14 protein-coding genes and 1 other RNA gene are annotated in these 16199 nt (G+C 37.2%); 8 read left to right on the top strand and 7 right to left on the bottom strand.

The window, feature by feature from the left end:
* Nucleotides 1-75: 75 nt before the first annotated feature.
* The 4 genes from ACFSR8_RS06535 (at nucleotide 76) to ACFSR8_RS06520 (ending at nucleotide 3084) form a co-directional block, all read left to right on the top strand.
* The gene (locus tag ACFSR8_RS06535; RefSeq protein ID WP_380290263.1) at nucleotides 76-825 is read left to right on the top strand and encodes a hypothetical protein; all 750 of its coding nucleotides are present in this window, start codon (nucleotides 76-78) and stop codon (nucleotides 823-825) included.
* Entirely contained in the window at nucleotides 803-1627 is an 825-nt protein-coding gene (locus ACFSR8_RS06530; RefSeq protein ID WP_380290261.1) for a DUF3822 family protein, read from the top strand. Before ACFSR8_RS06535 ends, ACFSR8_RS06530 begins: the two co-directional genes overlap by 23 nt.
* Entirely contained in the window at nucleotides 1627-2160 is a 534-nt protein-coding gene (rsmD, locus tag ACFSR8_RS06525; protein WP_380290259.1) for a 16S rRNA (guanine(966)-N(2))-methyltransferase RsmD, read from the top strand. The genes ACFSR8_RS06530 and rsmD overlap by 1 nt, the downstream gene beginning before the upstream one ends.
* A gap of 168 nt (nucleotides 2161-2328) precedes the next feature.
* Nucleotides 2329-3084 (top strand): hypothetical protein, encoded by a 756-nt coding sequence (locus tag ACFSR8_RS06520; RefSeq protein WP_380290257.1) that lies wholly within the window; start codon nucleotides 2329-2331, stop codon nucleotides 3082-3084.
* 68 nt (nucleotides 3085-3152) lie between these two features.
* Here the strand turns inward: ACFSR8_RS06520 and rnpB are convergent.
* An RNA gene (gene rnpB, locus ACFSR8_RS06515) (RNase P RNA component class A) lies at nucleotides 3153-3464 on the bottom strand.
* Nucleotides 3465-3771: 307 nt separating this feature from the next.
* Nucleotides 3772-4416: a hypothetical protein gene (locus ACFSR8_RS06510; RefSeq protein WP_380290255.1), complete on the bottom strand. Its 645-nt coding sequence runs from the start codon at nucleotides 4414-4416 to the stop codon at nucleotides 3772-3774.
* Between the two features lie 323 nt (nucleotides 4417-4739).
* Between ACFSR8_RS06510 and ACFSR8_RS06505 the strand changes: the two genes are divergently transcribed.
* The 3 genes from ACFSR8_RS06505 to ACFSR8_RS06495 are packed head-to-tail and all read left to right on the top strand — an operon-like array spanning nucleotide 4740 to nucleotide 8204.
* Nucleotides 4740-6485 (top strand): DNA polymerase III subunit gamma/tau, encoded by a 1746-nt coding sequence (locus tag ACFSR8_RS06505; protein ID WP_380290253.1) that lies wholly within the window; start codon nucleotides 4740-4742, stop codon nucleotides 6483-6485.
* 11 nt (nucleotides 6486-6496) lie between these two features.
* Nucleotides 6497-7078 (top strand): tRNA-(ms[2]io[6]A)-hydroxylase, encoded by a 582-nt coding sequence (gene miaE / locus ACFSR8_RS06500; RefSeq protein WP_380290251.1) that lies wholly within the window; start codon nucleotides 6497-6499, stop codon nucleotides 7076-7078.
* Between the two features lie 37 nt (nucleotides 7079-7115).
* Nucleotides 7116-8204: an META domain-containing protein gene (locus ACFSR8_RS06495; protein WP_380290249.1), complete on the top strand. Its 1089-nt coding sequence runs from the start codon at nucleotides 7116-7118 to the stop codon at nucleotides 8202-8204.
* 64 nt (nucleotides 8205-8268) lie between these two features.
* On the opposite strand, the gene ACFSR8_RS06490 is transcribed toward ACFSR8_RS06495, so the two are convergent.
* The 5 genes from ACFSR8_RS06490 to ACFSR8_RS06470 form a co-directional block, all read right to left on the bottom strand.
* On the bottom strand, nucleotides 8269-8790 hold the full coding sequence (locus tag ACFSR8_RS06490) for a porin family protein (RefSeq protein ID WP_380290247.1): 522 nt from the start codon (nucleotides 8788-8790) through the stop codon (nucleotides 8269-8271).
* Nucleotides 8791-8831: 41 nt separating this feature from the next.
* Nucleotides 8832-9929: a glycosyltransferase family 4 protein gene (locus ACFSR8_RS06485; protein ID WP_380290245.1), complete on the bottom strand. Its 1098-nt coding sequence runs from the start codon at nucleotides 9927-9929 to the stop codon at nucleotides 8832-8834.
* A gap of 96 nt (nucleotides 9930-10025) precedes the next feature.
* Nucleotides 10026-10931, bottom strand: coding sequence for a Ppx/GppA phosphatase family protein (locus ACFSR8_RS06480; protein WP_380290243.1), 906 nt, complete (start codon nucleotides 10929-10931; stop codon nucleotides 10026-10028).
* Between the two features lies 1 nt (nucleotide 10932).
* Nucleotides 10933-12996 carry a polyphosphate kinase 1 gene (gene ppk1, locus ACFSR8_RS06475; RefSeq protein WP_380290241.1) on the bottom strand — a complete coding sequence of 688 codons (2064 nt, stop codon included), beginning with the start codon at nucleotides 12994-12996 and terminating at the stop codon, nucleotides 10933-10935.
* A 127-nt stretch (nucleotides 12997-13123) separates the two neighbouring features.
* Nucleotides 13124-13612, bottom strand: a complete 489-nt coding sequence (locus ACFSR8_RS06470; protein ID WP_380290239.1) for a SixA phosphatase family protein — start codon at nucleotides 13610-13612, stop codon at nucleotides 13124-13126.
* A gap of 593 nt (nucleotides 13613-14205) precedes the next feature.
* Between ACFSR8_RS06470 and ACFSR8_RS06465 the strand changes: the two genes are divergently transcribed.
* Nucleotides 14206-16199 (top strand): HYR domain-containing protein (locus tag ACFSR8_RS06465; protein WP_380290237.1); only part of this gene is annotated, 1994 nt, incomplete at its 3' end.

Here is a 16199-nt window from a genome sequence, read left to right as displayed (position 1 = left end):
ATAGGTTTTAACCATTAAAAAAAAATTGTAGATTTGCGAAAGACCATTAATAAACTTTTAACGAAATAAGATACCATGTTAAAAATAATTTTAGTAATCGTTGGTGCAATTTTGGTAACGATTGGCTTGGTAAAGCTAGTTGATAAGTTCTTACCGAAAAAACTTAAACCTGTTTTAATTTTGGCTCTTTGGGCTTTGATTGGCCTTCTGGCTTACAACACGTTTATGTCAGTTTACGGCCCAATTAAATTTAATAAGCTAAAAGAAAAGCGCTATCAAGTCGTCATCGATCAATTGAAGGATATCAGGGATGCACAATTGGCACACAAGCAAGTAACAGGGAAATTTGCTGGTGATTTTAACAATCTAGTAAAGTTTATTGACACAGCCAAGTTTACATTGACACAGCGCAGGGATTCCAGTGTGGTAGACGAAGAATTAACCAGAAGGTACGGAGGCGTGGAGACTTTTAAGGACATAGTTATTATTGATACTTTAGGAACAAAATCAGTAAAAGATTCCATTTTCAAGGATTCTGACAGATACAAGAGAATGATGAATGTTCCTGTTGGAAAACCTGGTTCTAAGTTTGAACTGAAAGCAGGATTTATTGAGCAGAACGATATTAGAATTCCAGTATTTGAAGCTCTTGTTAAAAAGGAAGTTGTTTTGCATGATCAAGACAAAAACCTTATCAATGTTGAAAATGAGGTAATCTCATCAGTTGTTGGTGTACAAGGCGATGCCATTAGAATTGGCTCCATGGAAGAAGCACAAACCACTGGGAATTGGGCTAAATTTTATGACACCAAAGAAGAGCAATAGTAGTAACACACTATCCAATCATAAACTGTCCATTCAAATTAGTTTGAGTGGACTTTCTTTTTGTATCCTGCACACAACTTCGAATACCATTACCTCAATAAAGGAAATCAAATTTGACAAAAAAGTGAATCCCTTTGAGGCGCTGGATCAATTGAAAGCTTTATTTGAAAGTGAAGAAGCGCTTCAAAATACTTTTGACGATATCCAGTTGATCCATGAAAATGATTTATCAACTCTAGTGCCTAAACCTTTGTTCAATGAAGATTTTTTGGCCGATTACTTGAAGTTCAATTCTAAAATATTAAAATCTGATTTTATAACTTATGACCCTGTTGATGTAAACAATTGCATGAATGTTTACGTACCCTATGTGAATATTAACAATTATATCTACAGCAAATTTGGTGAGTTTACCTATAAGCACTTTTCGACTATTTTAATTGAGCAGATTCTAAAGCAGGAAAAGGGCAATGACACCAAAAGAATGTATGTAAACGTATGCGATTCCCATTTTGAAGTTATTGTTCTCGACAAGGAAAAATTGAAACTCTATAACACGTTTGATTACAAAAACCCTGAAGATTTTATCTACTATATCCTATTTACCTCAGAGCAACTGGAACTCGACCCCGAAACTTTTGACTTAGTGTTTTTGGGGAATATTGAGGAAGGTGATTCACTTTATGAAATTGCGCACAAATATATCCGGCATTTAAGTTTTGGTAAACGAAATGATGGTTATAACTATTCGAAGAAACCTGCTACAGACTATTCTCATTTTACTCTAATCAATAGCTTTTAATGCGTATTATATCAGGGGAATATAAAGGCCGAAGAATTTTAGCACCTAAAAATCTACCTGTACGTCCAACGACGGATATGGCTAAGGAATCCCTATTCAATATTTTAAACAATCAGTACTATTTTGATGAGATTACGGTATTGGATTTGTTTGCCGGAACAGGAAATATCAGTTATGAATTCGCCTCAAGGGGTACTGAAAGCATTACCTGCGTTGATCGACATTTTGGTTGTATAAAATTCATAAACCAAATAGCCGAACAATTTGAAATGCCTATTTCCTCAATCAAAAGCGATGTTTTCAAGTTTTTGGAACAAACCCGTATAAAAAGCAATTTGATTTTTGCCGACCCACCTTATAATTTTGATGAGGCACAGTTTGCCAAAATTCCCGAGCTGGTTTTCCAAAATGAATTACTGCAGGAAAACGGCACCTTAATCATCGAGCATTCCAAACACACTGACTTATCGCAATTTCCTAATTTTGCCTACCAAAAAAAATATGGTGGTTCTGTATTTTCATTTTTTGAATAGGTTATTAACATTTGTTAATAGATGTACCCTCTTTTTTTTAGTACCTTAGACATCTCCCTAAGCGTCCCACGCTCAAATGACACTTCTCTCTCACCGTAAAAAGCAGTTTCTTTTTATGTAATATGATTATGGTTTAAATTGAAATACTAACCATAAACATTACAAACTATGAAAACTATCAAAAAGACAATCGTATTGGCATTTTTATGCTGCCTTACTGTAAACGTTTCTCAAGCATTTCAAAAATTCTACCGTGTACATCAGGACAATGTTTTGCCCTCAAAATTGATGGAGTATGAGAAAATAGCTAAAGAATTTAACGAAGCCTGCGTCAAGCACAACTTCCCAGGGGCCTGGCTATGCGCCACCATGGACGACATGCGCTATCTTTATGTTTCACCAGTAGAGAAATTTGCTGACTTGGACGACAGACCCTTTGCTGAAATGGCCAAGGCCATGGGCAAAGATTTTGGAGATATGTTTGATCGTTTTGACCAATGTTATAACTCCCATTACGATTACATCATTGTAATGAACGAAGAACTGAGCTATATGCCAGATGGCATATCCCAAACACAGGAAGGCCAGGACTACCGGGACTATTACTTCATCCACTATTTACCAAAAGATCATGCCAAAATAAAGGAAGGTATGAAAGCCGTAAAAGAAATGTTTGCTTCAAAAGGTTCTAAAAGCTATTACAGAATATACCACACTGGGTTTGGCACCACGGACAATTACTACATGGTAGCCATGTCCAGCAAAGATGCCATTGAATCGGCAACCAAGGAAGAAGAAAATAAAAAAGTGCTTGGCCCAGATCGCTGGGAAACCTTTATGAAAGTCATGAACTACGCTACAAAAGTAGAAGAAGTTACAGGTGAAATTAGAAGGGATTTGTCCTATTCGCCAAAAACGCAATAATTATTCAATTAGTCACCAACCAATTTTAACGATAAACCCTTCTTGAAAATTCGAGAAGGGTTTATTTATGCCCGAGCAAATCTATAAGCCGAATTCTGTATCACGCCAAGGCGCGATCCCCATCATTTATCTCGGCGCACTGTTGCCAGTACACTCAAGCTGCCTACCCTCCAGCATCGGGCGTGCCACCCTAAACGCTGGTATACATGGCATTGCACCACATAGAGTTTACCTGATTTCACTACGGCCTTACCCGTACATACTTTCTGTTGCACTTTTCCTAACCTCACGGCCGGTGGCTGTTAACCACTATGCTGCACTATGGTGTTCGGACTTTCCTCGGTAACATTAATCGTCACCGCGATAGGGCGGTTTACTCAAATGCAAAAATACGATGGTTAAAGATGTAAATGAAATTTTTATTTTGGGCGTTACCCTCCCGATAGCTATCGGGAGGGTCAGGCTTTCCGCTATATCTTTTTAAACAATTCGTCTTTGCGAGGAGTTTACGACGTGGCAATCTCAATCATTTACGTTCCTCATAAGCTTGATTTTCAAAGTTTAAAAAGGATGCCACTTCAATCCTTAACGCGGGGGTACTTGCTAGCTCAATACCTTAAAATTAATTTCCTGTATTTTTGGGATGGCTCGTTTACTGGTTTTGTGTATGAGCCGTGATGCGTATTTTTAAATTTTAGCTTTTGCCGGTGGCGGTGGATTAAAGTAGTTTTCATCAACTAAAAGTATTTTCAAATCCGATCTATTTGTGATTCGGTAGTAAGTTGCAGTAAGTTGTTTTAAGATGTTAGGTAGATTTTTAAAATCATTTTTATCGCCATATTGAATACATATCGTTAGCTTTTCCGGGCTTTCGCTCAATTCTGGGTTTTTCCCTTTATTTTGAATATCTTTTCTTAAAACACTTGCCAAACTATCCAAGGGAATACCATGTTCTTTATTTTTATTAATCGTATTATTATAGATTCCTATTACATTTTTAGCTTTTATAATTCTAGCTGAGCCTTCTTTTAGACAAGTGTTTCTGAAATAAATGGTTTTGATTTCGCTATCTGTTGTTAAAGTTATTTTTGGCAAACTATCATTACAGACAATTTTTTCAGTCCTATTAACTAAGTCAAACCAGTTGTCAAAATTATTAACATCTAATTCAACACCAAGACTGTCATTTTGTGTTTTCCATTTTCCAAATTCCAATTGAATCAAGGCTACTTTTTTTTGTACTGACTCTTTTTCTTTTTTGTCAATGTTCTGACATCCAATTATTACTAAAATCAATATAACTGCGAAAGATATTTTAAATTTATTTTCCATTTCGTTTTATTTATGTGCACTACAACTTAAGGATATGCGTCGTTTTGATGACTTATATCCAACGGCAAACGAAGATAGGTATTTTTTCTTACAAATTTATTATAAACCAGCTAAAAGTTTTAATATGCTTTGTTAATAACTCCTATCAAATTCTAAAGTCTGAATTCTGAATTCTGAAAAGAGATAATTAAATTTGTTTCCGGATGTCATTTCGAGTGTTCCGAAACAAGTTTCGGAATGTATCGAGAAACATTATAGAACAAAATTTACTTGTTTTCGATACAATTTTCTATCGAAAATCACTCAAACTGACGTAAATTTCCATGGAGCATTTTGTAGTATCAGCCAGAAAATACCGCCCACAGACCTTTAAGGATGTGGTGGGGCAACAGGCTATTACCAATACCTTGCTCAACGCCATTGAAAACAACCATTTGGCACAGGCCCTGCTATTCACTGGGCCACGCGGCGTGGGCAAAACCACTTGCGCCCGTATTTTGGCTAAAATGATCAACAGCGATGGTACGGAAACCGATGACGAGGATTTTGCCTTTAACATTTTTGAACTGGATGCAGCCTCTAACAACTCGGTAGACGATATTAGAAACCTCACCGATCAAGTGCGGATTCCACCGCAGGTAGGCAAATACAAAGTATATATTATTGATGAGGTACACATGCTGTCTCAGGCCGCTTTCAATGCCTTTTTAAAAACCTTAGAAGAGCCCCCAAAGCACTGCATCTTTATTTTAGCTACCACCGAAAAGCATAAAATCATCCCAACGATTTTATCGCGATGCCAAATCTTTGATTTTAAACGTATCACTGTTAAGGATGCTAAGGAATATCTTAAATATATTGCAGAGGAACAAGGGGTTTCTGCGGAAGACGATGCATTGCATATCATTGCCCAAAAAGCAGATGGCGCCATGCGCGACGCCCTTTCCATTTTTGATCGAGTGGTAAGTTTTTCTGGAAAAAACCTGACCAGACAAGCGGTTACGAAAAACCTGAACGTGCTGGACTACGAGACCTATTTTACCAGTACGGATTTAATTTTGGAAAACAATATTCCTGATTTGCTATTACAATTCAACACAACACTTTCCAAAGGTTTTGACGGTCACCATTATATTGCCGGTTTAGCTTCCCATTTTAGGGATTTATTGGTGAGCAAAACCCAAAGTACAATTGCGCTTCTTGAAGTTGGCGATCAAATCAAAAAGAAATATTTGGAGCAATCCAAAAAAGCTTCACAGGGATTCTTACTCACAGGAATCGAATTGGCCAACGAGTGCGACCTCAAATACAAAACCAGCAAAAATCAACGCTTGTTGGTGGAACTCTGTTTAATGCAACTGGCCTCATTGACGTTTGAAGGCGAAAAAAAAAAGGCTAAGCACTATATAATTCCGGCTTCCTATTTCCAGAAAAAAGGTATCAAACCTATTCCTGTAAATGTGGCTGAGCGCAAGCCCAAAACAGACGAAAAGCAACCCGAACCAGCCGACAAGGAAACGGCTTACGATGAACCTCAAGAATCCAATACAGCGGTTGTAGAACAATTCAAGGTTAAAGCCCCTAAGAAAATAGTCCTGACCCGTGAAAAGAATTATGTTTCGGGTATCAGCATTAAAAGTCTTCAGAAAGAAAAAGAACACCAAATCCGCCAAATGGAAGTCATTGTTGATGACGAGGAACTCCCAAAGGAAGATTTTACGGAACAGGAATTAATCACTCATTGGCAAGCCTATACCAAAATAATTCAGGAAAAGGGCCGACACAATTTGGCTTCCATTTTGACCATTGACACTCCTAAATTGAAGGGTACTGAGATACATTTGGAATTCCCGAACGAAACCAACAAAGTAGAATTAGAACGTGCCCAATATGAGCTAATGATGTATTTAAAAAAGTCGCTAAATAATTATGATATAGCGCTTTCCATCACGGTCAATGAAGAAAAAAACGTTCAATATGCTTACACTACCCGAGAGAAGTACGAAAAGCTAAAAGAGAAAAACGCCTCGATTGAGCTACTAAAGAAAACCTTTGGTTTGGACCTTTAAGAATTTGAACAATGCTAGGATTAAAATTACCGACAGACCCGCGTTGGGTAAATATCGTAGAAAAGAACATCGAAGAAATTTTGACCGACCATGCCTTTTGTGAGCAAAAAGCAACTAGTACGGCAATATCCCTAATTGTCGGCTTTCCGGAATATACCGAATTGGTTCAGGAAATGGTGGCTCTTGTAAAAGAGGAAATCAGTCATTTTAAAATGGTGCACGATAAAATCATCGAACGCGGTTGGACTTTGGGTCGAGACCGAAAAGACGAATATGTGGTGGAACTGATGAAGTTTTTTCCAAAAGGAGGTAGCAGAACCACACAGTTAGTTCATCGATTATTATACGCAGCATTAATCGAGGCGCGAAGTTGTGAAAGGTTTAGATTGCTTTCGGAAGAGCTCGAAGATCAGGAGTTAGCTACTTTTTATAGAAATTTGATGGTAAGCGAAGCCAATCATTACACCATGTTTTTGGGCTTCGCCCGAAAGTATGGCAATAAAAAAGAAGTTGATACAAAATGGCAACAACTTCTTGAATATGAGGCTGAAATAATGAAAAAATTGGGTAAGAATAGTACTGTACATGGATAGAATTTCGTACCTTTAATTATGAATAATTTCTTTCCATATGAAATACATAATCCCTACATTACTCTTGTTCTTGGTCTATTTCTCTGGTCTAAGCCAAAACTTACCAACTAATGTCAGGTGGTTTTTGCATCATATCAACTATGAGGGTATACAATTTGACAACTACTACAATAGTGCTAACATTTGGATTGATTTTGAGTTCAAAGAAAATTTAACCGAATTTTCTGGTACTGGTGCATGTGAAGGTTTTTGGGGCAATTATAATCTTGATAATAACTTAATACGTATTACCAGTGGATCTGTGACTTTAGCTGGCTGTGAAGGTCCAGCAAAATTCTTTGAAGGTATTTATTTTAATATCATTCTTGAAGATTTTTTCTTTGAAGTTTCTGGCTCAGGACCCAACCAAATACTCAAACTTATTGATGAAGATGGAAATTATGCCTACTATAAAAAAAGTAAGCCAGAAGATAAACAATTATTCAATAAGGATTGGTATTTGATTAAGATAGAGACAGGGGGTGAAGAAATTTTTGTTCCTCCCACTGATGCGCCATATATAAACCTATCTACAACTGAACATTTAGCTATTTACGAACCTTTGTTTACCGGTAATGATGGATGTAATACTTTTGACGGTGTCTATGATATGTATGTTGAAAATAAAAACAAACTTTCAATATTACAATTAAACTCCTCAAATTCAAATAATTGCACCACTAATTATCATGAGCTATATAACTCGATGTTATCGAATACAGATACAAATACGTTTAATTTTGAATTATCCAGCCAAGGAAACACATTAACACTAACAAATTCTGACGGAGATAGAATTGTTTATGGAACAGAACGTATTATTTCTACTGAAACATTCAATATAAAAAATATAGTTAAAGTATACCCAAATCCAGTTAAAGACTTCCTGTTTTTAGAGTTTCAACATAAAAACTCTATAAGCCCAACTTATACCGTCCGCACGCTTAACGGAAAACTAATATCAAAGAAAAAAACCTTAAATTTTAATCAAATTGACCTAAAAGATCTCAATTCTGGTGTATATTTTTTGCAGTTATCAGATGAAAGAAACGCAACAATAAATACAATAAAATTTGTTAAGAAATAATGACTTCTAACTGAAAAAAACTCTAAGTTAAACGTTTTGCACCCCAGTATTCCTACTTTTATAGTTAAAACTGATAACCTACCCCTAATTGAATATTAGTATTTCTTGCTTCCGCTGCCACGAAATCGTCAAAAATATTGGTGACACCATAGCTGTATCTGGCGTCTACGTAAAACATTTGATTCAGTTTAAATTCCACACCTGCAATAGCAGAGTAATGAAAATTACGCATCATGTCGCCTTCCTTATGAGATTTTAAGGCTACCTGCGGGCCAATACCAAAACGCCATCTTTGGTGTAACCTAAACTTGAACAATACTGGCATTTGAATTAAATCCAAATGTAGTGTTTCGTCCTTTGCGCCTTCCGGAGAAAACTGAAGCTCGGGAACGACAGACACTGAATTAGATAATCTGAAATCCCCATAAAAACCAAGATAGAAACTATTTCTATGTTTGTTCTCCATTGGCGGAGCATCCTTAAAATCCAAATTCGAAATCGTATATCCTGCACGCACACCATATGTTTGCGAAAACCCTTCGATTGATAAGCCAAGCAGTACAGCTAAGAGTATTAATTTTTTCATAATAAAAAATTTTTAAGCCAGAGTAATAGCGAGGGTTTCTATTAAGCTGACAGTTGTTCAAATAAATTTTTCCATTGCGGAAATATGTTTTCTGGAGACAAACGTAAAATATTTTTTCGAGCTTTAGCCCCCATTTTTGTCCTAATTTCCTGATTTTCGATTAAATATATTAATGATTTAGCAAATTCATCCGTATCGTCCACAGGCACATGAAGCCCGTCTTCCCCGTGGGTTATTAGCTCCTTTACTCCGCATGGGCAGTTAAAAGCCACTGCAGGTACACCGCAGGCCATGGTCTCAATTAACACCAGCGGAAACCCTTCATATCTTGAGGAAAGCGCATAAATGGATGACTCCAAATACACCTCCATGATATTTGGGACTGGGTCGTGAAAGGTTACGTAATCCGTAATACCATAAGCTTTGGCCAGGTCCATATAACTTGAATCATGATCCTTTTTACCATAAACATCCAGTTTCCAATCCTTATGTTTCTCAACAACCTTTGCCCAACTTTTCATCAGCATATCAAACCCTTTCTGGTGCGTATGCCTTCCAACAGCCAAAACACGTTTATTTTCCAATTTGGCGTAGGTTTCGGGATAAAAAATAAGCGGGTTGTTGATGACCTTCAGATTTTTCAGGTGGCTCCATTCAGCTAGGTGATCATCAGATAATAAAACTACAGTATCATAATGTTTACCGCCTCTATCAAGCAATTTCTTTTTGATGCCATTTAAAACCTTAGCTTTAAAAGATGTTGCACCCTGACCTAAATTTACACGTTTCGAATTATGGCGTTCGTAAACATAAGTGTATTTCTTTTTCAGAAAAGCGGGAAGGTACAATCCGAAAATATTATCAATGCAAATAATCACCGTATCCGGAGATTCCTGCTTTAAAATTTTATTGATTTTGCCAAATTGGGTAATGTGGCTCAAGGGATTGGACTTATTGGGAAGTCGGATAATCTTGATACTCTCATTAAGATCAAAAAACGGGGTTTCTTCAACCTCATTAAGGGTAACCATCACGATATCGTAGTTAAATTCCTTAATGAAATAATTGGCCTTAATGGCCAGTATCCGTTCTAATCCTGTTGTTCCATTGATCTGATTAACAACATATAAGAGTTTCATATTTTGTAAGATTTGGAGCTTAAACAAATATAAATATGAAACAAATATATAGGATAAAATGAAATAGCACCCCGATACAGGACGAAATACCGAATTTTACTGTGTATTGCTCGAAACGGTATTATAGTATATACTTTTGATAATACCATCTGCCAATCCAATTTTAGGAACGTAGATATGTTTAGCCTTACTCCACTTCATGGCTGAAAGGTAAATCCTCATCGCTGGAATAATCACGTCAGCCCTGTCCTGATTTAGGTTTAGCTCTGTAATCCTTTCTTCATAGGAATAACTTTGTAGGGTATTGTAATAGGTGGTTAAATAGAAGTAGGTCAAAGGTTTACCTACTGCCTTACCAGAGATCTTAAAGATTTTATTGATGTTTCCTCCGGAACCTAAAACGTTAATCTTTTCATACTGCCATGTATGCTCCTTGATCCATTGCTCCAGCTCTATCCAGGCCTCATTTTTAACCATATCATTAAGTAAGCGAACGGTGCCAATCTTGAAGGAGCGGGATACAATTTGCTTCCCATTATTGATAACTGAAAATTCGGTACTTCCGCCCCCAACGTCAACATATAGATAAACTTTGCTTGGGTCAATATATGAGTTCAAGTCCGTGGCCGCAATAATTGCCGCTTCCTCCTCTCCACCAATTACATCAATACTAATGCCAGAATGCTCTAAAATACCGTCCACCACCGCTTTTCCGTTTTTGGATTCCCGCATGGCGGATGTGGCACAGGCCTTGTACTTCAACACTTTATGGGCTTGCATCAACAATTTAAATGCCAGCATGGTATCCTTCATCCTCTCGAAATTCTCTTTGGAAATACGCCCTTTTATGAAAACATCGGCTCCTAATCTTACGGGAACACGGACCAATGAGTTCTTTTTAAAAACAACGGGCCTACCCTTTTCTTCAATAACATTTGAAATCAACAACCTAACGGCGTTGGAGCCAATATCAATGGCCGCATACTTTTTAATCGATAGCATTTCAGTTCTTTAGCTTGTCTAAATAATAATCATACAAAGCGATCTGCGACCTTAATGCAGGTTTATCGTCAACCCTGTATTCATTTTCTGTTTTTGTATTTATCAATCGAGCCTTTACATTATCGTTCCAACAAATATTGAAGTTGTCAATGATCTCCCTTTTGATATCATTATCGTAAATAGGACAACTTACCTCCACCCTATTATGGATATTCCTCGTCATCAAATCGGCCGACGAAATATAGATTTTTACATTTTCATCCTTTCCAAACATATATACACGCGGGTGTTCCAAAAATTTATCAACGATACCGATAACCTTTATGTTCTTGCTCATACCCTCTATCCCCGGCACCAAACAGCAAATACCCCTAACAATCATTTCAATTTTTACGCCAGCATTACTGGCTTCGTAGAGTTTATCCACCATTGGGTAATTTGAAATACTATTCATTTTCAGCCGGATATAGCCACCATTACCCCTTTTACTTTCCTGTATCTGCTCATCGATCAACTTAAAAATGGTACTTTCGGTGTAATGGGGTGAAACAATTAGGTGCTTATAGGAATACACCCGATAGTTTGCCTCAAAGAAATTAAAAATCTTGTTGACCTCTTTTAATAGTGGCTGATTATAGGTGAACAAGGTATAATCGGTATAGATCTTTGCTGTGGACTCATTAAAGTTGCCCGTACTAATAAATCCATAACGCTTTATTTTTTTGTTTTCCTCACGCTCAATAACACACATTTTACTGTGCACTTTTAAACCCGGAACTCCAAAAATTAGGTTTACGCCCTCTTTTCTCATTTGTTCAGCGTACTTAATATTGGCCTGTTCGTCAAATCGCGCCCTTAGCTCGATGGAAACTGTAACCGTTTTGCCGTTAATTGCCGCGTTGATTAGAGAACTAGCTACATGAGAAATCTCTGCCAGCCTGTAAATGGTGATCTTTATAGTAGTTACTTTAGGATCCAACGCGGCTTCCCTTAAAAATTTAACCACGTAGGAGAAGGTGTGATAAGGTGCATGGATCATATAGTCCTTTTCCTTGATATCCTTGAAAATACTGGTCTCTAAACTTAAGCCTTTAACCTCAAGAGGGACAATTTTATCATACAGCAATTCTGTTCTTCCCAAACTTGGGAACCCCATATAATCCCGCTTATTATGGTATTTTCCTCCAGGAATGATACTATCGGTATTATCAATACCCATTTTTTCCATAAGATATTCCAAGGTGTCGCTATCAATAGTTTTATCATAAACAAAACGGACCGGTTCGCTGATTTCTCGATGTTTGACGCTATCGGATAATTTTTCGACAAAACTTTTACTGAAATCACTATCAAAGTCCAGTTCCCCATCCCTTGTGATTTTAATCATGTGTGCCGAAATGGTTTTGTAATCGAAAATATTGAAGATATCTTCTAAACAATAGCGCAAAAGGTCATCGATCATAATGATAAAATTTTTATCGCCCTGCTTGGGCAATACAACAAAACGTTTTGCTGCCCGCGGTATCTCGATTAATGCATACTGTTTGGAACCATCTGCCATTTGCATTTTCACGGCCAAATACGCGGCACTATCCTTTAAATTGGGCAAAACCACCAAATCATTTAAAATGATGGTCACCAAACCAGTACTTATGTTTTGCTTGTAGTATTTTTTGATAAAATCATGTTGGTTCCGATCCACCTTGGTTTCATCAATAACAAAAATATTTTCGTCTTTAAGGGCTGAGTCAATGTCATCCAGTACATCAATACTATGATTCTGCTGGTCAATAACAATTTTTGTGATAATCTCAAGAAGTTCCTTTGCCTTTATGCCCCCCAGCTCGCTTTTACCGCCTTTACCCGCTTCAACAATACGCTTTACCGTGGCGTATCTTACCTTAAAAAACTCATCCAAATTATTGGAAAAAATCCCCAGAAACCTTAACCTTTCTATCAAGGGTACTCTTTCATCTGCGGCTTCCTGAAGTACTCTAGCGTTAAACTGAAGCCAACTTATTTCCCTATTAATATATCTGTTTTCAACACTATCGTCTTTCGTCATTTTGAAAATTGTTTAGTCTCAAACAAATATATTTTATTTCGAAGAGAATAGTAAGCCCGATCAACTATATTTTAGCAATTTTTTCGGAAGAAATAAGGAATAAAACTACCTTCATCTCATCAACCTTTTAGGGTCTTAAATCTCTTGGGAAAATAGAGGTCAAAGTTTTTCCTGACGAAATATTGGGCCATTCATTCGTATCGAACTCGATAACAACTACGCCACAGGTAGGTACATTATCAATATATGCGCTACCGTAAGCATTTACAAACCCAGTAACGGCATGGTTATGTCCAAATACAAGCAAGGTTTCTAAATGATCCTTACAATTCTTAATCACTTTAGTTAAATTTATTCCCGAAAAATCGTATAAATCATGGGTTAAAACAATTTTTTCTTTATCTATATTCAATTCTGGTAGAATGATATTAGCTGTAAGTGTCGTTCTTGTAGCATCACTAATTAAAACCAAGTCAGCTGTAAACTCCAATGATTTCAGTTGCTTTGCGACTAAATTGGCATCTTTGATTCCTCTTTTGCTTAAAGGTCGTTTGTGATCAATAACATCGTGTTCCCAGCTAGATTTTGCATGCCGTATGAGGATTAATTTTTTCATTAATTTTCGATTAAATGCAATTTTTATCGTTAAAATGTTGCTTTTATCGATAAAATTCAATTTATTTGCTTCATAAAATTACGTTAAATTAACCAAAAACCTAGAGTTTTAAAATAAAACGAATGCTAACCACCAAGTTTAAAGCAAGTTATCGCACTTCGTTCGACGAATTGCACATTACTTCGGTAATCGAAAAAATGAGTTCTTTTCGTCGATTATATTTGTGGTTTAACATTTTTTTTTGAAAAACATACAAGATATACGTCTATTTGTTTTACCTATAAACCTAAAAATAATGACCCCAAATCAACTTTCACAGAACAAAATGGCTTCTATAGCCACTACTTTCCCTCTCAGTTTTTCCCTCAAAAGCTTAAAGTTTTTTGTTTTACCGAATCAGCGCTACAGGCTGTAGTTGCTGGATTTGTTGGTTTTGGCCATGAACAAACTAAATGTAGCATGAAAGGACAATTAACATATGTAAATACATCATCGGTTATATGGATTAAAAAACTCGATGATCAACCTTACAATGCCAAATCATTTAGTAACGCATTTGAAAATAATATACATCACAATTTATTTTGTACGATATGAGAAATAAATACAATTTTTCTTCAACGGTTAAAAAAATAAGGGTTTTAGCTATTGCTCTTATTGCTGTATTACCTTTTGCGCTTAGTGCTCAAATCGGTGTACAGGAACCATCAGTTCAAACAGGAGTACAATTTTTTTGGTCTGATACCCAAACTTTTAATACAGACCCTGCTACTATTGATAGGGTGGAAATAAATGGGGTGGACTATAATACGTTCGTTGTCCCTTCCAGCTACCAATTAACCAGATTAGGTCCCTCAGGCCATGCCTTTAATAGGATTTTTGAAAATCAAGGACCGCCACCGGACCATACAACCTCAAACGACCCGAATTGGGCCAATGACGCTCTTGACGCTTTTCAGGATCAGAATTTGAATCACTATTTCTCTTCAAACCAAAACGGTAGAAGTTTTTGTAATGACTTTACCCAGACATCAACAACGGATGCCCAACAGCAAACTCTATTTTATAGCCCTGCAATCCCCTCCAATAGCGATGGGGTTTTGGCAGTTACAGAGCGCGGTGGAAACAACTGTTATTACATTGAAGTTTGGGGGACACCTGTTGGAGGAGGCCCGGAACAAATTCTTGGAGATACTTTTGTAAGAAATAGCGGTAACTATACTGGGTGTACTTTTGGTGCGCCCAATGCCGGTTCTGACTATTGGAGATCTGGAAGATGTAACGATAATGGACAAACTATAGGTATTGCCCTTTTCTTTTTAAACGAATTGGCTCCTACGGGTTCAAGTATTACAAGAATTGTGTTCACAGGTGCCACGTCTGACCACGGTGATGGAAAGTTCTTCTTATTACAGAAGTATGCTGTGGACCAACAACTTATTGAATGTTTAGATGAAACCTATATGGGTGATTTGAATATTTTAAATAATGAGCCAACAGGTTCTACATATAGTGTTGTTCCAGGAACAGAACCTAATCCTGTCACAGAAGGAACCCTTACGCTAAACTCTGATGGTACTTACACTTTTGTGCCTGTATCTGGCTTTATTGGCGATGCTACATTTGATTATGAACTATGTTTACCTCCGCCTAACACTACGGTTTGTGATACTGGTAGCGTAACTTTAATGTACGTGGCTTTACCCCCTGAGCCAACATTTGATACGGATTGTAGTCAGGGAAACAACAACCAAACCATAACAGTTTTAAGCCCATTAAATGTTATTGGCACAAACCCAGACCAGTACGAGTACTCCATTGATGGCGGCTCAACCTGGCAATCGGGTGTTGACTTTACAGGATTAGGTCCAAACTCCTATAATTTAGTAGTCAGAGATACCTATACCAACAATTGTGAAAGAACTTCATCCACTAACCCAATTATTTTAGTAAACGATAATGAAGATCCTACCATTACATGCCCTGCCGATGTAACTGTAAATGTTGATACTGGATTATGTACTGCCTCTGGAGTAAACTTGGGAACACCGACTACCGCTGATAATTGCGGGGTTGCTAATGTAACTAATGATGCTTCTGAGCCTTTTGCGGTTGGTGAAACAACAGTGACTTGGACAGTCACTGATAGTGCTGGAAACACCGCTACTTGTGAACAAAAAGTTACCGTTGTGGATAATATTACACCTTCTATTTCGTGTTCAAATGCGACTCGAAATACTGATTCTGGTGTATGTCAATATACAGTTCAAGGATCTGAATTTGACCCAACTTTCAATGATAATTGTCCTGCCACATTAACGAACGATTTAAATGGTACAGCCTCTATAGCTGGTGAAGTACTATCCGTTGGGGATACTGCCATCACATGGACTGTAGATGATGGAAATGGCAATACTGCCCAATGTTTAGTCACAATTACTATTTCTGACAATGAAGCCCCAACTGCCATTTGTCAGGACATTACCATACAGCTCGACGCTTCCGGAAATGCCTCAATCACAACGGCGGATATCGACAACGGGTCCAACGACGCCTGCGGCATACAGTCGCTGGCCCTGGATACCAC

The sequence above is a fragment of the Hyunsoonleella rubra genome (genome assembly GCF_042684665.1).
In the GTDB taxonomy this organism is placed as follows: Bacteria; Bacteroidota; Bacteroidia; order Flavobacteriales; family Flavobacteriaceae; genus Jejuia; species Jejuia rubra.
This window is presented reverse-complemented; position numbering and strand designations above follow the sequence as displayed.